Raw genomic sequence first — 19,370 nt, forward strand, 5'->3', positions numbered from 1 at the left:
AGGTATTATATCGGCTTTTTGTATCGTGGCGCGGAAATGATAGTTTTCAAGACCGGTGTCGTATGTCATCGGGAGCTGACAATCTGGACGAAATGATTAAAAGAGATGATGGTTGTTTCGTATGGCCACAGGCATCAGGTTCAACATATGTACTTTTGCCTTACGCTCAAGGTTTTGTTGGCTTAAACGGTGACCGGATTCTTCATAGTGTCCTTTGTAACCCACAACTTCATTTTTCATCAGGCACCTTGGTTGAACAATTAAGTGCACTTAGAGACTCAAATGGTTTAGTTCTCTACCCGATGGTATTTGTATTGATTATGCAAATACTTCAAGAGGGAAAGTTAACGCGTGGCATTTTCAGTTCAAATTACCATTTGTGGTTACGACTGTTATGGGTGTAACACCATCCCATAGCCGGCCACGAGTCAGTAATGATAATCCGTTCTCGGAATCTTTGTTCAGGACGTTGAAGTACAGGCCACAGTGGCCTTCATCCGGCTTCAATAATCTGGATGATGCCAGAAGTTGGGTTAAGAACTTCGTCGAGTGGTACAACGAAGAACACCGTCACAGTCGAATAGGCTCCGTGACTCCAGGGCAATATCATCGTAACGAAGATAATGAAATTCTGGCAAATAGAAAGACAGTCTTCGAACGAGCGAAGGTAAGAAACCCAGAGCGTTGGTCAGGAAAAATAAGGAAATGCGAACCTGCCGGGCCGGTAATGCTTAACCCTGAGAAACCAGAAATTAGCGAGCAGTTGGAACAAGCTGCTTAAACACGATTAGGCGACAACTACCTTGAAAAACACCGTGTGCAACAAATCGTGGTGTACTGCACGGTTTGTAGAGCCAATAGTGATTTACTCTGCGGTTCTTGATTGTGAATAAGATGCGAATACTATGCAGCCTGTCGTTTTTCCTTGTGGTATCCCCGCGATGCCGTTATCTTCCGCGCTTCAATATTCACTGACGGAAAATGAGCTCTCGGTAGATTTTTCATCATTAGCGCCTTTCACACCGGTGAGTGCGCAGCTTCCTTTATTACAAATACCGTTATCGCTTGATAGCAATGCACAAGTTATCGGTGATGGGTTTCAGATGTTGGCGCAAACCGCAGGGACGTTCAAACATCCCATCGATATTGGACGATGCCCTGATAATAATGCGAGTTATCGTATCTATGCGCTTGATGCCCCTAAGCGTTATTACAATTATGTGGTTATAGGCAATGCGGATACGTTTACGTTGTTGGGTTTCACATCCTGTCATCGTTTTGCCGGTTATTTTGAATTCCTCAATGGCACTATGACCGCGTTTATCGATGGAGAACATACCGATATTTTGCAGCAGTGCCACTGTGAAGGAGGCGCACTGGAACGTCTCGTGGTGTTAACGGGGAGCGACATTAATGCGCTGTATCAACAATTCAGTGCGTTATTGATCAAGAACCATCCGCAACGCGCCGGTGTATCACAGCCCGCACCGATTGGTTGGTGTTCATGGTATGCCTATTATGCGGGGGTTTCAGCCGCGAATATCCAGCAGAATGTCGATGAGATGCAGGGGGCGTTAGAGGATCTTGAATGGGTCTTGCTCGATGATGGTTATCAAGCCTTCATGGGAGACTGGTTAACGCCGTCTGATCGTTTTGTTGGCGGTATTAAATCGCTGATTCAGGACATCAAAGGCAAAGGGAAGAAGCCTGCTATTTGGATGGCCCCTTTCATTGCGCAGCCTGAGTCTCAACTCTTTAAAGAACACCCTGAATGGTTTGTTAAGACGGCACAGGGCGACTTATTAAAAGCGGAAGACATTACTTACGGCGGCTGGCGCTGTACCCCGTGGTACATATTGGATACCAGTCACCCAGATGTGTGTGCACACCTGACACATGTTGTGCGCACCATGCGAGAAGAATGGGGTGTCGAACTGTTCAAGCTGGATGCGAATTACTGGGGTACATTGAAAGGGGTACGTCATCAAGTGGCGATGACGGGGGTACAAGCCTATCGATTAGGCATGGAAGCGATTTCTGATGGCGCGGGCGAGGCGTGGCTATTAGGCTGTAATGCGCCGATGTGGCCGTCGTTAGGGTTAGTTGATGCGATGCGCGTGTCTGATGATGTCGAACGTCAACCTCATCGTTTTTCTCAAATCGCCAAGGAAACGTTTCTTCGTAGTTGGCAGCATCAACGTCTTTGGCAGATTGACCCAGATTGCGCCACATTCATTTCCATTGAAGGGCAGGGTACCAGTGCTGACAATTACCAGTTCCATCGTGATGTCTTGCTGGCATGTGGTGGTTTGTTATTGTCGGGGGATCCGCTGTATCACTTAGATGACTTTGCCCGTCATAGTTTGACAAGATTGATCGCCCGTCAGCATCGCCAACAAGCGGCGGCCGTGTTCGAGAACTTGTCTTACCGACACGCCACCATTGATCTTGATATGAATGCAGGGATCCACACTGGAGCCAAACTTAAAGAAACGGTGCATATTGTGTTTAACTTCCACGGTGATGCGGCACGTGAGGTGATACTGACAAGCTCAGTGGATGGACAATGGGTTGACTACTGGACAGGTGAACCAGCGGCAGTGCATGATAAAGGTAAATGTCTGGTATCGCTAAGTGAAGGGCTTTCCAGCCGGGCTGTTGTGTTTAAGCCTCGTGTGATTTAATTTCTCAAAGGCTTTTTCAGGATCCCCCCAGTGAATGTTGTGAGCAAGCTGATGAACTCCTAACGAACGATAAGGGCTTAGTCATTTGTGTCTGTGGTAATAGATGGATTCAAATCGAATTTGTTCCACAAGAAGAAGTGTAGCTGAGAACCTTTTGGTTGCTGACTCGTACTTCTACGGAAAAATCAGGATGCGACAATAAGTGAGATGTCGATCTTCCATCCAAGCAATAACCTTTTTACGGCGTGGACAACGTCGATAGTCAAAAGAAAATACATAAGAGGGATTCTGGTTAGGAGAGTGGAAGACTAAATAAAGCACGTCTCTTTGTTTATCTCTAGCTATTTTATAAAAGCAATGGGTTGTATCCGCTAAAAATGGATATCACAAATGAAGATGATGTTGTCTCGGGCGTAGGACAGATTAAGCGAGAGCCAGGTGTAACAGGCCATTTTAAACCAGATTAATTATTGCACTCTGTGATCTGAATACGTTTCAAACTGCACATAAAGTGATGTCGTCGGCATAAATAATCTATTGAAATTACATCCTTTTAAGCCTTTTTTCCTTGCAGTATATTGGCTGCCTTCTGTTATATGAATAGTGCAGTGAGGTTCAAATGACATTCTCAATTCAACGTTTTAGTGCATCGGTTACAGCCTTTGTGTTTGGACAGCCTTTTTCTACTGGAGCGGTGATTGCTGAGCCTCAGTTTGTGCAAGAGAAAGGATCAGGTTTAGGTATTCAACAAGAGGCAGGCTCGTCTGCCCCCTGTCAGTATGTTTCCATTACCGAAGCTGATGATGGTATCCATATTCGTTATGCACTGGCAGAAGGTGATGCTATTTATGGGCTGGGCCAAAATATGGGCAAATTGAATAAACGTGGCCAGCTGTTTAAAACCTGGTGCAGCGATGAATTTCGCCACTTGCCGGATAAAGCATCTCTGTATGGGGCCCATCCTTTTTTGATGATAAAAGGTGAAAACAATTTTGCCCTGTTTATTGATTACCCCGGCGAAATGACACTGGATCTCGGCTTTTTCGATACTCATCAGCTCTCTGTTCATATACTAACGCATAATGTGCGGATCTTTGAATTTACTGCAGCGAGTGCTAGGCAGCAGGTGCGTGATTTTCGCAGCTTAATCGGTCAGCCTTATATTCCTCCGCGCTGGGCGTTTGGTTACCAGCAGTGTCGGTGGTCATACCATGACAAAAATGCCGTTGATGAGGTGGTGGAAAAATTTCGCCATCTTGATATTCCCTGTGACTCGGTTTACCTCGATATTGATTATATGGAGGAGTTTAAAGACTTCACTCTGGATCAGCATCGCTTTCCGGATTTTTCCAACTGGGTGGCTGAACTTAGGCTGCAAGGTATTCGGCTGATTCCGATCATCGATGCCGGGGTAAAGGTGGCAGAGAGCTACAGTGTTTACCAGGAGGGATGCGAGAAGGGTTATTTCTGCAAAACGGAAACCGGTGAAGAGTTTCAGGCGGCAGTGTGGCCGGGGTTATGCGCTTTTCCGGATTTTTTCCAGCCGGAAGTACGCCAGTGGTGGGGAAAGAAATATCAGTTTCTTACCGATCAGGGTATTGACGGTTTCTGGAATGATATGAATGAGCCAGCGCTGTTTTATTCCCCGCAAGGACTGGAACAGGCCATTGCACATGCCGAACAATGCAAAGACAGAAACATCGGTGTGCATGAATTTTTTGCACTCAAAGGGGCGTTTGATAATCTCTCGAATCGTCGTGAAGACTATCAGGCGATCTGGCACCAATTGGAAGATGGCAGCCGTATCAATCATGAGCAGGTTCATAACCTGTATGGTCAGAAAATGACCCAGGCCGCGGCCGAAGGATTTAAGCAGCTTGACCGGGATAAGCGCTTTTTAATGTTTTCTCGTGCTTCTGCCGTCGGCGGCCATCGCTACGGAGGGATCTGGCTGGGGGACAACCATAGCTGGTGGGAACACTTAAAGCTCAATGTCACCATGATGCCGGGGGTAAACATGTGCGGCTATCTCTATTCTGGGGCTGACGTTGGAGGGTTTGCCGGTAATGCAACGAGTGAACTCCTGTGTCGCTGGATACAATTTGCGGTCTTTACCCCCTTGTTGCGTAACCATGCCTGCATGGGGACACGGAACCAGGAGCCTTATGCCTTTGATGAGCGTGCGCTGAATATCATGCGGCAGCATATTAAGCTGCGATACCGGTTGATCCCTTACCTCTACTCGGAGTTTATGCTGGCAGCTCAAAATAACGAGAGCCTGTTTTGGCCGTTGCCGCTGGAATACGCTGATCCGGCTGCGCAAAATGTCGAAGATCAGCTGCTGGTCGGACGTTCTTTAATGTGCGCACCGGTGCTCGAATCAAATGCCTCCGGCCGCTATGTTTATCTGCCGGAAAACATGTTGCTGTGGAAGGTTAGGCAGCATGACGAATTTGACCTAAAGATCATGTCGCAAGGCCATCATCATCTGCCTCTGGAACTGGCCGATATGGCAGTCTTTCTTCGTCCGGATTCAGTATTGCCTTTGGTTGATTCTGCCCATCATGTTGAAGCGCAAGATCTCAGCTCATTGGAGTGTCTTGTCTATTTGCACAGCAGTGCTGAATACCTTTTATACCATGATGACGGTGTTACTCATAACTGGCAGCAAGGTAAGCAGGCAAGCCTGAAAATCAAGGTCTTTTATGATGCAGAGAAAGAGATCCAACTTGACGTCAAAGCAGAGGGAGATCTGCCGTATCAACAGCTCAAATTGACTATTGTCGATCAGTTCGAGCAAGCGGTTGTACACCATATATCAATAGACTGACTTTATAACTGTTGACTCAAGTATATGTATTTCCTGATTTTTAGCGATTTAGAGTGACGCCCGTGGCCAAAAGTTGTGGGCGATGAACATAGTGGTTTTATTTACTTTTCCCCAAAGAGTAGGGATCACTTGATCTTCCATACCTACGGATTGATGCTTCCAGTACCGTGCAAAACTAGTGTTTTTCATCGGCTGACACGGAGTGAATTTTTATGCAATCCGGGATTAGGTTCACACAATCCGGGATTAGGTTGCCAACGTGCTTTTGCCCCTTTTCTAGTTAGAGTAAAGACTCACTCGTATGACTCGTATGACTCGTATGACTCGTATGTTGTTCATCGCGTATTGACTTACTATACCTAATGACTCGGGACATGAGTGTTAGATAGACAGCAAAGGCCTGACGGCTTTCATCAAGAAAATCAGCGTTGCCTCTGTCAATGTTCAGCCTGAACAGAGCTACGATGAGCAAAAGGATGCCCTGATCAACGCTGTGAAATGCGAGCTGAAAATTGCCGCGGCGAAGAAGGATAGCGACAAGGCTATGGACACCCCTATCGCAGACTTTGAGACCAAAGGCGTTTATGTCCGCAAACGGGTGAAGGGACGGAATTTCTCGTATGAGTCTGGTCGTTTGCCTAAAGCGATGCTGAATGAATTGGCTCGGGTGATTGGGAAGCACAATACCTGAATTTTCCTACTATCAACAAAATAAGTTATTAGTAATCAAGGGAGCCTTTGGGCTCCCTTTTTGATAGGTACATATTTGGTTTAATAGTTATCTACAGGTACTAGCCTTGCTCACTATAGAGTAAAGTATATAGCTTTCTCGCCAACACTAGGTGAAAGAGAGCGATCCATACCTAACTCTATCGGTTTAATAGATATTGATAACTCCTCACTTTCGACTGTGTAATTTGCCCGCCCAAACATAGTTTGAAGCTCGTTATTTGGGTCGCCTTTTGTGATTAACTCCTTGTTCAACAGATCAGCGCCAGCTAAAACAGGCATGGCCATAGTTAGGAAGCTGCAGTTAAGCGCAAATTTTGGGTCAGTTACCAGTTGTTTATAAGGAGCAGGACTCAGCTCTATGTCCTGAAGCTCCAACTCTCTAGTCGTAATCACCAGCTTTAACTTATTTGCGCTATTCACAAACGACATGTCACCAACTACAAGTTGGCTCGGGTTGTTATATTCCGCATGAGTATCTAGTTCTTGGTTGAAGTTGAACACGCAAGCGATATGCCCTAGGCCCTCGGGATTTACATCTACGTCAAGGTTGCTATCGACTGATACTTGAATCGCACCATGTATAGTTGCTTTTGTTAATGCATCTGATACAGCTAAGCTTCTAAGATTTGCCACAATTTGACTGTTTTCTATCTTGTAATGCCCTTTAACTTCTACAACCTCTAGTGCTTGATCTCCGATACGTATTGTTTCTCGGATTGTCTTGCATTTTGCAACGCGTATCTCATTTTCTGTGTCATTAATTACTCTTTTCGACTCCCTATCAACTTTACATTGGGCTTTACGGCGTTGACAATTGATTCTTCTTGTTTCTCTTTCTGCTTTGCATGCAGCCTCTGCAATGCATTCGTCAGGATGGCGCCATCCACAATCGTATCCATCGCACATACTAGAATAACTGCAGGAATAGTCGCAACTATCCCCTTCAAAAGGTCTACGCAGTCCAGAGCAGTTAGGAAGTTCTAGGCGGTCAGCAATTCTGACTTTCTCCTCAAAGCCATCTTTAACATCGAGAATGTGTTTAGCTGCAATTTTCAAATCGAGATGTGCGAGATTTCTGTTAATCAAGCCTGACACAGCCCTTTTCTCGATAGCTGCAATAGTAGTACTTGATCTCAGTTGCTTTGTGAGCCCAAATTTATCTTTGAGGGTTAACTCAGCCTGACTAATTAACTCATTATATCGTTGAGAAAAATCTTCCACAGTTATACCGGATTGGGCTTCCAATGGAGCGTTCTCGGATCCCTTGCTCACAGTAGACGCGATGACATTTAAGTTTTTGGGAGTCATGATAAATGCCATGTCTACCCGTTGCGGGTTTAAGTCTAAACTGTCACCGCTGACCGTTATATTCGGTGGTACATTTTCTAATTCAGACCATTTGATAGGCTCGAAGAAATCAAGGTCAAGCCGGACTGGTATAGGGTCAGACAAAAACATGCCATTAATGTTATCAATGAATAAATCTAGTACAGACGATATAGAGGAGATAACCGGTTCATCTACGCCTTTAAATCTAATAATACGGTCGCTAAATTTGTTCACAGCTTCCAATTGTAAGCTGTGAATTGAAGGCCGCAGAGCGATTTTGTTGATGCCAGGATCGACCGTAAGAAGCCCTTTCAAATATGCATAAACAGGAAGTTCAAGAGCATCTATCGTCACAGTAGCATCAATATTTATCTCAATACCTTGCTCTACGAGCTTCAGTTTATAGTCTTTGATAAAGATATCTGACAGCCCTTCAATATCAAGTTGCTGTATCTTATCCATAGCTCTTGATTTTTGAATGCTTTCATCAGCAATTGCCACAAAGTCATCTTTTGAAATGGAAACCCAAAGTTCTGGACTAAACCGATTGTCCTTTAATTTTTGCAAGTTATTGTCTACTGATGCCTTTCGTACCGAGTATGTATCTAAAGGCGGCATTAGCTTGTTAACTAGTGCCGTGACGCCTTCAAAACTGATGTAGATAACGAATAAAGCAGCGATTAGACTGGAACATATCAGAACAGATTTTTTCATGTTAATCCCTTATATTAGCTAAAAGTTTTGTTTCTTGAACCAAATGCAGCCGCGTTAAATCGCTGTTCACGACAAGCAATCACGTCCACTTAATGAGCTAACCAATTAGAGAGAGTGTGATTTCGTTTTACGACAGAACCATACGTGATAGCCATAACGTTGACTTTACCCAAGCTTGAGTCGACTTATTGCGAGTATCATTTTCACTATGCCTATTAACTCATAAGCATGGATTATTCTGTGCAGTGTGATGTGAACTAAATCACAGAGTTGAGGGAATTTTTGGTCAAAGAGGTGAACGGAAGGATGTACTAAGCAGCGCAGTGAATTCTGAGCTGGGAGCTACTTTTTATAGCTCTATGTAGTGGTATGGTGAAGCGATAAGAGGTAGGTGTAGTGGCCATATCTGTACTAATTACCAATAGATATCATTGCTATCCCATTGTAAATCTTGTTTGTCGTGTTATATTTATCTTGATTTCGAGTGCTTAGGTTAGTGGTTAGTGGTGTGGGTTCAAATCCTGCCCATCTTGTCTTGTCCTCAGCTGCCGTTACTTTGTTGATCGTTTGTTCTTATGTGAAGAATCGTGTACTAACAACATTGGAGCCTGGCCAAAATCCGGGCAAGGAGGGTAGCAATATGGGGAAAGCAAAAATGTACGCAAAATATGTGGTTGCTTCAGTCGCTGATGTAGCGTTGGCACTGGGGGCAAGCTTTTTGGCCTCGGTAGGCCCACTAACCTAAGCTCTCTTTATTATACTTCAATCACCTAATTTCCTTTATCCTTCTCGCTATAGGCGAAACACTGCGTAAGTTATTCGCTCTGTGGTTTATTCTAGGGCCTAATAGAGTCCATTATCACAACGTTATAGGTCTATTCAGACCGCGTTAGCAGTCAATGCTCTCAAGCAACAAAGTTGTCTAGCTCATTCGCCCAATCTAAATTAACAAAAAACAGAAAATTCCGAGCCTAAACGCAACTCACTCTATCACTGGAGGCAGACGTGAAAGTGAGTAAGCAATAAGCTTTTAATTTTAACAAAAAGACTCCATACAAACGGTTATGGCTCTAACAGCTAAAATTTGGCGCAGCTTCATCCCGTTTCGTGCCAGCCTCATCACTGGCACGATTTTGTCCAGAAACTTCACAATTGGCACATCGTAACTCAGAAGTGCCCCAAAGTGAGCCAGGGAGGGACTGAACTCAGTTTCAAATCCTGCAATTTGACTTACTTTTCCTCATGCCGAGAGCTCTAACTATGTAGCCAATTTTTCTAATCCACTACAGCCTGCCTTTCAATCACAGTTACGCACGAATATGTTGTTCAACCATTTCTAAACTATTGAATAAAATAGAATTAAATGGAAGTTTTTGATTGATCGCGTGCCTTAAGTAGGAAGCAATGTGTGCTTGCACGGATTTCAACTAGAAAATCAGGTATATACTGTATTATATGCATATTTTTCAGTTGGTTAGGTGGATTGCTTGAGATATACTGAATGTATTAATTCGTGCTGACACGATATTAAAATGTTATGCATATCCAGTTCGAGATAGATGTTAAAGTAGAAACTCATCAATTTATAGATTGCCAAATTAAATTGGTTTTTTACATACAATAAAAACATGATTCAGGAAGTTACATGGCGATTACTTTTGAGCTTTATACCGGCGACAGCAGTGGTGTTCCAAGCCCAAGTCAGAAACCAAACACAGCATATTTAAAAGCTAATAATTGGGATGACTATGGTTTTAAAACACTTTTCGCTTTGGTTGTTTTTGATAGTAGTGGTGTTAGGCATGATGTCGGAAGTATAAAAATCGGTTGTAAAGAACATAAAGCTGGGTGGATATCTAAGCTTATTGATTCACGCTTTAAGTCTTTAGATGAACATTTTTTTTCATTAGGACAAGATGAAGAGTACTACAGCAATATCCAATCTTTAGACCCTGAGCTTAGAAAAAACCTACTTAGTTCATTAAGAGATATAGTAAGCGATGAAAACATTTATAGTATCGCAATTGAAGAAGATGTCTTCAAAACGTCGCTACTAAGAGAAGTCAGTTTAACTTCTGTTTCAGGTCAATTTAAAAGGATTTTGCAAGGCGGCTCTATCCGCACTGAATTCCACTTTAAATATGAAATCCCTCAAGGGAAAAGAGTAGCAGGATTAGCATTGGAATTTCATGTTGATCCTGAGTCGAACCCTCCGAGCAACGTTCATGTGCTTATTGGAAGAAATGGTGTAGGGAAAACTCATCTGTTGAATAATATGGTCAAAGCGCTAGTGGCTGATGATGAATCAGCAAAGAAAGTAGGCTTTTTTTCAATACCCTTAGATGATGATGGAATTCCGTATTCTTTAGAAAGTACAGAACAATTGTTTTCTGGGGTGGTATCAGTGGCATTTAGTGCATTTGACCCTTTCGAACCTTATCCAGAGAAAAAGGATAAATCGCAAGGGGTTAGATATTCATACATAGGACTGAAAAGATCTACAAATCGCGGTGGCGAGCGTGGTACGCCGATGAGTAGGGATATGCTAACAAATGAGTTTGTTAAAAGTATTGTATCATCTATCTCAAAAGGTAACTTTGAGCGCTGGTTAGAAGCTATAAAAAGTTTGGAGTCTGACTCTCTATTTAGAGACCTTGCATTGAGCAGAGAGTTTGTTGAATACACTGGTGACGAGCTAGAGGCATTTGCCAAAAGAACCTTTAATCGGATGAGCTCAGGGCATGCAATTGTATTATTAACAATTACAAAATTAGTAGAGAAAGTTGAAGAAAAAACACTTGTTTTACTTGATGAGCCTGAAGCCCACCTTCACCCTCCATTACTTTCGGCTTTTGTAAGAGCGCTTTCAGATTTACTTTCGCATCGAAATGGTGTTGCTATCGTTGCTACCCATTCGCCTGTTATTTTACAAGAAGTTCCGAGAGAGTGCGTGTATAAAATGAGCCGAAGTGGGCTGAAAGCTAAGCCAGAACGCCCTCTAATAGAAACTTTTGGTGAAAATGTAGGTGTACTTACCCGTGAAATTTTTGGTTTAGAAGTCTCTAACTCTGGATATCATAAACTCATAGAAAAAGAGTTAGAGAAGAGTAAGTCATATAAAAGAATTCTTAGAGAATTCGATGGTCAGCTTGGTTCTGAAGCTAAAGGTATTTTACGCAGCCTTATATTAGCAATGAAAAATGAGATTAACGAGTAATGCGAACCCTTACTAAGCCTACTCTAAACCCAAGAACTGTCTATTTAGCTTGCATTAGTAGAGTTAGAAGTAGGCAGTTAAAAGCAGATTTAGAGTTAGTTGCAGATACAATTGAAGCGGATTCCATAGACTACGAGAATTACTCGGGTTCAGCAGATTGGTATTTGTTTGATGAGAGTGATGATGTTGGTGGAATAGTTTCTCAGGCTGAGATGGAGAAAGTTTATACCAATCGTATGGCAAAAAAAGGGGCTCCAGGTCGAGAGTATTATAACGAAATAAAAGAAAGCTCTGAATTCAATATTTGCCCACTATGTGGACACAGACCAGTGGAACAAGTAGATCATTATTTGCCGAAATCAAAATTTCCGTCCTTGGTCGTTCTGCCAATTAACCTTGTCCCATCCTGTGAAAAGTGCAATAAGATAAAGTTAGATGACTCGCCCAGCAATGCTGAAGAGCAAACTCTTCACCCTTATTATGATGACGTTACAGCTCACCAATGGCTGTTTGCTGAAGTAAGAGAAACTTCACCTGCTTCATTTCGCTTTTTTGTAAGGAACGTTGCTGCATTTGATGAAGAGCTGAATGCTCGAATTGATTATCATTTTAAAACTTTAGAGTTAAGTGTGCTTTATGCTTCTCAGACTGGTGCTTTTGTTTCAGATATTCGATATAGGCTAATTGATTTACACGCTAGAGCAGGGATGGATGAAGTCAGGAGTTATTTGCGTGAAGAAGAAGAAACAAGAAGTAGAAATCATATTAACTCTTGGCAACGGGCTATGTTTCAGGCATTAGCTGATAGTGATTGGTTCTGTGATGGAGGCTTTAACGCGTGATATATAAGTTTTCATGCATGAATAGCGGTTGCTGCCGGATTTTCAAAATCCCCGGATTCGCCTACACTTTTACAAACCACAGAGCCGAGCGTTAAGCATAAGGGAAGCCAGATGAGTAATTCACTATTTTCAGGTGACAAGGATTGGAAAGCCAATGCATGCTTAAATTGGTCACATGATACTATTGGACTTTATATCGAAGGCTATAGAGAAGCAGCAGATAAGCTCGTCCATGATGTGGTTCAGTCGGGTACCCATCAGGATATCTTAGTTTTCCCTATATCGTTTCTATACCGTCAGTATATAGAACTGCAACTTAAGCACATTATCCGAGAGTCGAGGATTTTTCTTGAAGAAGGAGCAAGTTTCCCAGAACACCACAGGATTGGCGACCTGTGGAATACAGCCAATTCTTTAATGTCCAGAATTATCAAAGATCATGACCACTCTATAAAGGACTACATTACTAAAGCAGATGTTCAGGCTATAAAAACGATCATCACTGAGTTCGTGAAAGTCGATCCTGAGTCTTTTGCATTCAGGTACCCTAAAGATAAAAAAGGGAACAATAATTTAGACGGCATCCAATATATCAATCTGAGGAAACTACACGACCAGATGGAAGTGTTGAAAGAAAAATTGGATAAATACTACCTATGCGTTAGCCTACTTAGGGATTTTCAAAATGAAATGAGAGCTGAGTATGGGCCGTAAAATGTATAACAAGCGCATGTTGTCGGACTGGTTTTCCGCTGCGCTCCGAACCAGTCGCAAATACAGGCGTTACCTTTCCCATACATAAGTGGCTCTTCTCCGGTTAGGTGAGCTTGATTTCTGGATAAAATATTGAATGCATTTCTTTGGTCGATGTTTGCCTAATTTTTAACTTAAAGTATTCGGTATCTCTAACTCCGCGAGCTCTCCGCCTCAGAAGGCCAATTGACACGTTGCCAGCTTCCACGCGGGCATTCGTTAGCCTATATTTTGCGTAATTGCAGATGCCGATTCTTCTCTCCCAGAGAGAGTCAGCAAAATTGATGAGTGATAAGATCCTCGTCTTTTTGGCAAGCTGACACCACGCTTCAAGCGCTGTAATCATCGAGTCAAAATCACGTTCATCCCATAAAGCTTGCAGTTGCTCTTTCAGCATATAAATTGTGCAAAGTGTCTTATTACTTTCAAGTAAATCATCCAATCTATCTGACTGTTTATCATTTAATTTTGGTGCATTCTTAAGGAGTAAAAATAACGTCCCCCTCAGCATCTTCTTCTCTTGATGTGTCCCATTTCTAAACGCTTTATTTCGCTCTTTTCTAATCAGGAGAGAGTAATTTTGCATCACGTGAAATCGGTCAAATACGATGTCGGCATTCGGTAGAACCTTTCTTACAGCAGATTGATAAGACTGTCCCATATCCATTGATACTGCTTGAATCCCTTCCCTTGTTTTAATTGAGAGTTGCTCTAAAAAGTGGATAAGTACATTGGCTGTTCTTCCATGTCCTACCCATATTAAATGCCCAGATATAAGGTCATAAACCACCGTCATATAGTCGTGTCCTTTGTAAGCGCGCAATTAGCCAGTGAGGCCTTATTCGGCCTCACTAAAGTTAACATTCCAAGGCAGTAGATCTGATAGGTCAGCGCCAGGTACTCTCGTTGGCAGCTCCCGGAACAGGTGCAAGAAGTAGTAATAAGGATTGATGTCGTTTGCTCTGCATGTCATTACGATGCTATATAAGTTCGCGCTCGCCTCTGCGCCAGCAACTGATTTTGAGAACAACCAGTTTTTCCGGCCGGTGGTGAACGGCCTGATATCTCGCTCTGTCACATTGTTGTCGATGCTAATATTGCCATCTTCAAGGTAAGTGGTCAGCTTATCCCACTGGTTAAGCGTGTAGTTGATGGCTTTGCCTATCAGACTTTTTGGTAGCACTTTTTCTTGGCTCTCTTTCAGCCAAGTATGGAACTCAGCCAATATCGGTTTGGCCTTTTCTTGTCTATGTTGATGACGCTTATCTGCACTCAGTATTTTGCTCTGACTCTCCACGCCGTACAGTTTGCCGATGTACCCTAGGGCTTTTTCAGCACGCCCTGATTTCCCTTTCGGTTGTGCCTTTTGAGCATCGGTGAACTTGCGCCTGGCGTGAGCCATACAGCCTGCCAAGGTGACTTGCTTTAGCCCTTCGTAAGCTTTATAGCCATCACATAATAAGTAGCCAGAGTAATCACCAAGAAAGCCTTTTGGACAAGTTTGAGCTCGACTCGGTTGGTAGTCATAGATAACCACTGGATTTGATGCGAACTCGCCACTGCGATAAACCCACATATACGATTTGCTTGTCGCTGCTCGATCTGGCTCATCAAGTACCTGTACGGTGGTTTCGTCGGCGCAGACAAGTGATTCATCCAGGAGATGCTGTTTCATCGCATCGACCAACACATTCACTTTGGCACCGAGCTGTACGCACCAGTTAGCGAGTGTTCCTCGGCTAATATCGATATCGGCACGTTTAAGAATATCGACCTGACGATAGAGTGGCAGTGCATCCACATATTTGGCGGTTGCCACGGCGGCCAGGGTTTCAGGGCTGGCAATACTTCTCGGTATCATGCTGGCGGGTTTAGGCGCGGTGATTATCTGACTTTGTAACGCTGTTTTCTCACAGATTCGACAGGCATATTTTGTCCGCTGATGGCGGATCACACTGACTTTCTGTGGAATGATTTTCAGCTCTTCTGACGTATCACTACCACACTCATGCATAGCACCACCGCAACAGTCACAGTGCGGTGCATTCAGGGTATGAACACGCGTTTCTCGCTCTAGAGTATCTGGCAGGGGCTTCCGGCCTTTTTTGTGATGTTTGGACGCGGGTTTGTTTTGTTGCTCCGCCTCATTGAAGGTGCCTTTGGGGTACTTCTCACTTTGTGATGCAAAGCGTTTGGATTTGCTGAGGTTGAGTTGTTCCGTGAGCAGTTGAACGGTGCTTTTTAGCTCAATGATTTCTTCAGCCTGTGCTTGTTTTTCTTGCTGAAGCTGTAGCAACATGGCTTTCAGTTGTTCTACATCATCAGGAAGTTCAGTCATTTTTCGTCACACTTATTTCAGTTGATGACGATAGAATGCCAGCTTTAAAAGAACACTCAACAGCAATGAGGCGATCAGTGACGATCACCTCACTTGTTTGCCGATTATCGGTTGGTGTGCCTTGGGGTTTTCAATGGTTAAGCCTGATAACAACCAGTTAAGTTGCTGTCGGGAGAGTTGAATATGGCCAGCGTAATTCGGTTTTGGCCATTTAAACCGCCCCTTTTCCAAGCGGCGATAGTAGAGCCAGAACCCGTTGGTATCCCAGAATAAGATTTTGAGTTTGTCACGCCCACGATTACAGAAAATGAACCAGGCTTCACTGAGCGGATCCATCTCCAGTACATCAGCGACAATGATTGAGAGGCCATCGATAGACTTGCGCATATCTGTAACACCTGAAACGAGATAAATAGCGCCGCTGGGGATCATTGCAGTACCTGCAACCAGGTTTTGATTTGTGCCAGGGTCAGGTTCGCAGGCAGCTCCGCCTTAATACCATTAGGGAAATGCAAAGCGACAGTATCAGGGCCTATATCATCATTAATTACAATGGAGTGCGCGTGTTGCGATTCGTCGTTTTGCTCTGTTAGCTTCTTCAGCCAGTAATGAAAAGTCGGATAGCTAAGGTCGTTCGCCTTGCAAAAAGCAGGAATAGAAAGTCCGCTAGCTGTTTGTTTTTCAATGACGCTCGTCCAATATTGTCGTTTTTCAGGTTGGTTCATAGTTCTTCCTTAGTTGTTGAGAAAACTATGAACGAGATCTAGTGATGTGGGAATGTGGGTTTAATTCGACGCTTACTGTCCTTTGGCTCTGGCAACTTCATCGACGCCAATATGAACGAGGTTGGTGAGTTTCTCAGGTTCTAATGCTGGTAAGGTGGAAAGTAGAAATGCTTTATCGATGTTTTTCACTGTTTCCCAGCGGATGCCGAGATGTTTAGAAACAGCATGAATGCTCATATAACGGCATAATCCACTGATGAAATGGCAAAACCTCGCAGTATAGCGGCCACCTTTAACAACAAAATCAGTTGCTTCAATCAATCTTCTGCCAAGTCCATCACGAGTTTGAGCAAGCTCAATATCTATGAAGCAAGAACGACCACTCACAGGTAAATCAGATAGGCGACGGCGAACATAGTGATCGACTGTACGCGGTGCACCTGTCTCAGGGTCAATCACTTTGAATCGTCTATCACGCTTACATTTGACGAGTACGGAATGAGTGTCCGTCTCGATGGATACAGACTGGACACATTGGCCTTTAAAGTTAAACAGAGCAGATGATAATAACGACAAACTACAACACTAACGAACAAGCAAAAGAGCCATTATAAATCATGCGGTTATCAATTATTTACTGGTTATACAGACTCATGTAAGCGGAGAAGAGCCCATAAGTTAATCCGCAATCTACTAAATTAGTAAAATCACTGACACGTTTATGTCCGTGCGACCTGAGGTCGTATGAAGCGCTGTTCACCGCGATAAGAGTGAACCATCTGTATCACCAGATGCCCCTAGGATCCTGAATAAAGCAGCGGATCCGACAATGTAACGAAGTTTAGCAAGTATGCTGAGCGGGAATGAAATCGTGAGAGGACGTTCCTCCTGATAACCACAAAATCGGGTGAGTGCTAGGGTGTTGGTATGATGAACGTAAGTGAATCCATGAAAGGTGCGTTATGCGTGAAATAGCGGAAGTGGTTAATACGCTATGGCCAAAAGGCACGAGAGTAGGAAAGGGGTTGGACAATACTCTTTCGTGATCAAGACGCTCTCCGCACTATAGTGGGCATCTAACCCGACGTTGCGCGACATACGGAACAGGGTAAGCCTGTACTTCTCCCTCAAGGGAAAGCGGTCTGTGAAGACAGCCGATAGTGGTGCAGGTAGAGGAGGCTAGAAAAAGCGAAAGCCGTATTGTAATGATGCGGATACAGGTGGTTATCTGGCGCGAAAGTGGGCTGACTTCTAGCTGGTCTCCCGTTGCAAGATAATTTGAAGAACTTTATTCAAGGAGGAACGCAAATGGTAGCTTCAAACGAAGTTAGTGCCTCTCCTAACGGTACTCAATGGCAARCCATTAACTGGAAAGCCGTTGAACAGCACGTATTAAAGCTTCAAATACGCATTGCAAAAGCAATCCGAGAAGGTAAACGCGGCAAGGCGAAAGCATTRCAGTGGATACTTACTCACTCGAAAGCAGCAAAACTTCTTGCTGTTAAGCGAGTATCTCAAAACAAAGGCAGCAAAACGCCAGGAATTGACGGCATCATCTGGAACACGGATGCACGTCGTGTGGCAGCGGTTAATCAATTGAGTCGGAAAGGCTACAAAGCTAAACCACTCAGACGTATCTATATCCCCAAGAAAAACGGCAAACTCAGACCGTTAGGAATTCCGTRCATGATAGACCGAGCGCAACAAGCGCTTTATCTTCTTGCCCTAGAGCCTATCTCTGAGACCATTGCTGACCCAAATAGCTATGGTTTTCGACCCAACAGAAGCACAGCCGATGCAATCGAACAATGCTTCAAATGCTTRTGTTTTAAACGTTCAGCGCAATGGGTTCTTGAGGGGGACATTAAGGCYTGTTTCGATAAGATTGGTCATCAGTGGCTAATCGATAACATTCAAACGGATAAACGAATGCTGAAAYAGTGGCTTGAATGCGGTTTTATCGATAAAGGACTGTTTTACAACACWGCAGAGGGAACGCCTCAAGGCGGTATAATCTCGCCAACGCTTATGCTACTGACGCTAGCAGGTTTAGAAAATCTGGTTAAGWCGATAGCACGTAAAACTGGCGATAGAGTCAACTTCATTGGATACGCTGATGATTTTGTAATAACCGGGACTTCAAAGGAAGTTTTGGTGAACAACATCAAACCGCAGCTAATTAGYTTTTTAGAAGAAAGGRGCTTAACACTTTCTGAAGAAAAAACTCACGTGACTCATATAAATGATGGTTTTGATTTTTTGGGATTCAATCTCAGAAAGTACAAAGGCAAACTRCTTATTAAACCAAGTAAGAGCAACGTACTGTCATTTTTGGGTAACTTACGTGAACTCATCAAAAAGCACGCAACAATCCCAGTGAACGATCTCATTAAAATATTGAATCCGAAACTGAGAGGTTGGGCGAATTACTATCGTCATTGCGTGGCAAAGCGAACTTTTGACTATGTAAGTCATCAACTATTCTGGTTGTTATGGCGTTGGGCGATAAGGCGTCATCCAACGAAAAACAAGGATTGGGTACGTCGAAAATACTACCTGAATCGACRAGGCGAATGGCAATTTCATGGGTGGCAGAAGATCGCCAATATGGACTGCCACTTTAATCTGGTTCAGATAGCCAAAACGCCGATTAAAAGGCATGTAAAAATCATGAGTAAGGCCACGCCTTATGACCCTTTTTACGAACCTTTCCTCAAAGAGCGTAAGGTTAAGAAACAGGGACGAAACTCATGGTTTGAACCTGCYTTAGCTGCATTGTGATTGCTGGGTAACGTAATACGCCTTAGTGGAGGCTTGAGCCGTATGCAGTGAAAGTTGCACGTACGGTTCTCAGGAGGGCGGCACTCGGTAACGAGTGTCGCCTATCCGACAGAGGTGTGTAAGAACTGATCTCTGCCAACTGTGATCACCAAGCCAACTGAGCTCTTCGCTGGCCTGACGCTGATAAGCCTCTTTACTTCAGTTGTAAGTAAAGAGGGAGGGGAAGTGTAAGCTTCAAACTTTTAGCATCAAAAATTAAAAATTCCGCCTTTCTCCGTCCAGTTTCGCGCAAAACTAATATAATTAGCACTCCTTTCACTTTTCTAATAGTAATAGATACTTTCAAGCTTTTGTTTTAAAGGAACTTAATCAGCGTAGAATTGGATGTATAGCCATTTAGACGTCTTTCCGCGCTTCTGATCACT

At 43.6% G+C, this 19,370-nt stretch carries 12 protein-coding genes and 3 pseudogenes; 9 read left to right on the forward strand and 6 right to left on the reverse strand.

All coding sequences use genetic code 11. From position 1 onward, the window contains the following. Positions 1-62: 62 nt before the first annotated feature. The 5 genes and pseudogenes from EDI28_RS23410 (at position 63) to EDI28_RS23430 (ending at position 6,205) form a co-directional block, all read left to right on the forward strand. On the forward strand, positions 63-404 hold the full coding sequence (locus tag EDI28_RS23410; protein ID WP_128786299.1) for a hypothetical protein: 342 nt from the start codon (positions 63-65) through the stop codon (positions 402-404). Further along, positions 395-781 (forward strand): annotated as a pseudogene (locus EDI28_RS23415) (integrase core domain-containing protein); the annotation flags it as partial. The gene EDI28_RS23410 and the pseudogene EDI28_RS23415, both read left to right, overlap by 10 nt. Positions 782-905: 124 nt before the next feature. After that, entirely contained in the window at positions 906-2,684 is a 1,779-nt protein-coding gene (locus EDI28_RS23420) for a glycoside hydrolase family 36 protein (RefSeq protein ID WP_128786301.1), read from the forward strand. 619 nt (positions 2,685-3,303) lie between these two features. After that, positions 3,304-5,514, forward strand: a complete 2,211-nt coding sequence (locus tag EDI28_RS23425; RefSeq protein ID WP_128786302.1) for a TIM-barrel domain-containing protein — start codon at positions 3,304-3,306, stop codon at positions 5,512-5,514. A 412-nt stretch (positions 5,515-5,926) separates the two neighbouring features. Continuing rightward, positions 5,927-6,205 (forward strand): ParB family protein, encoded by a 279-nt coding sequence (locus tag EDI28_RS23430; protein WP_267900017.1) that lies wholly within the window; start codon positions 5,927-5,929, stop codon positions 6,203-6,205. Between the two features lie 113 nt (positions 6,206-6,318). Here the strand turns inward: EDI28_RS23430 and EDI28_RS23435 are convergent, their stop codons facing one another. Beyond that, complete coding sequence (locus EDI28_RS23435; RefSeq protein WP_128786304.1) at positions 6,319-8,289, reverse strand: hypothetical protein; 1,971 nt, start codon at positions 8,287-8,289, stop codon at positions 6,319-6,321. A gap of 1,645 nt (positions 8,290-9,934) precedes the next feature. Between EDI28_RS23435 and EDI28_RS23440 the strand changes: the two genes are divergently transcribed. The 3 genes from EDI28_RS23440 (at position 9,935) to EDI28_RS23450 (ending at position 13,062) form a co-directional block, all read left to right on the forward strand. Then, complete coding sequence (locus EDI28_RS23440; RefSeq protein ID WP_128786305.1) at positions 9,935-11,506, forward strand: AAA family ATPase; 1,572 nt, start codon at positions 9,935-9,937, stop codon at positions 11,504-11,506. Then, positions 11,506-12,348, forward strand: a complete 843-nt coding sequence (locus EDI28_RS23445) for an HNH endonuclease (protein ID WP_128786306.1) — start codon at positions 11,506-11,508, stop codon at positions 12,346-12,348. Before EDI28_RS23440 ends, EDI28_RS23445 begins: the two co-directional genes overlap by 1 nt. Positions 12,349-12,459: 111 nt before the next feature. Further along, positions 12,460-13,062 carry a hypothetical protein gene (locus tag EDI28_RS23450; RefSeq protein ID WP_128786307.1) on the forward strand — a complete coding sequence of 201 codons (603 nt, stop codon included), beginning with the start codon at positions 12,460-12,462 and terminating at the stop codon, positions 13,060-13,062. 103 nt (positions 13,063-13,165) lie between these two features. Here EDI28_RS23450 and EDI28_RS23455 read toward each other — a convergent pair. From EDI28_RS23455 to EDI28_RS23475, 5 genes and pseudogenes are all read right to left on the reverse strand, one after another. Beyond that, positions 13,166-13,912: pseudogene (locus EDI28_RS23455) on the reverse strand (ISL3 family transposase); the annotation flags it as partial. Between the two features lie 27 nt (positions 13,913-13,939). After that, positions 13,940-15,439, reverse strand: a complete 1,500-nt coding sequence (gene tnpC / locus EDI28_RS23460) for an IS66 family transposase (RefSeq protein ID WP_128786308.1) — start codon at positions 15,437-15,439, stop codon at positions 13,940-13,942. An 84-nt stretch (positions 15,440-15,523) separates the two neighbouring features. Continuing rightward, the gene (tnpB, locus tag EDI28_RS23465; protein WP_128786309.1) at positions 15,524-15,871 is read right to left on the reverse strand and encodes an IS66 family insertion sequence element accessory protein TnpB; all 348 of its coding nucleotides are present in this window, start codon (positions 15,869-15,871) and stop codon (positions 15,524-15,526) included. After that, on the reverse strand, positions 15,868-16,164 hold the full coding sequence (tnpA, locus tag EDI28_RS23470) for an IS66 family insertion sequence element accessory protein TnpA (RefSeq protein WP_128786310.1): 297 nt from the start codon (positions 16,162-16,164) through the stop codon (positions 15,868-15,870). The genes tnpB and tnpA overlap by 4 nt, the downstream gene beginning before the upstream one ends. A 78-nt stretch (positions 16,165-16,242) precedes the next feature. Beyond that, positions 16,243-16,740 (reverse strand): annotated as a pseudogene (locus tag EDI28_RS23475) (helix-turn-helix domain-containing protein); the annotation flags it as partial. 732 nt (positions 16,741-17,472) lie between these two features. Between EDI28_RS23475 and ltrA the strand changes: the two are divergent. Further along, positions 17,473-18,945 carry a group II intron reverse transcriptase/maturase gene (ltrA, locus tag EDI28_RS23480; protein WP_128786311.1) on the forward strand — a complete coding sequence of 491 codons (1,473 nt, stop codon included), beginning with the start codon at positions 17,473-17,475 and terminating at the stop codon, positions 18,943-18,945. Positions 18,946-19,370 lie beyond the last annotated feature (425 nt).

Source organism: Photobacterium chitinilyticum (genome assembly GCF_004104355.1).
GTDB lineage: Bacteria > Pseudomonadota > Gammaproteobacteria > Enterobacterales > Vibrionaceae > Photobacterium > Photobacterium chitinilyticum.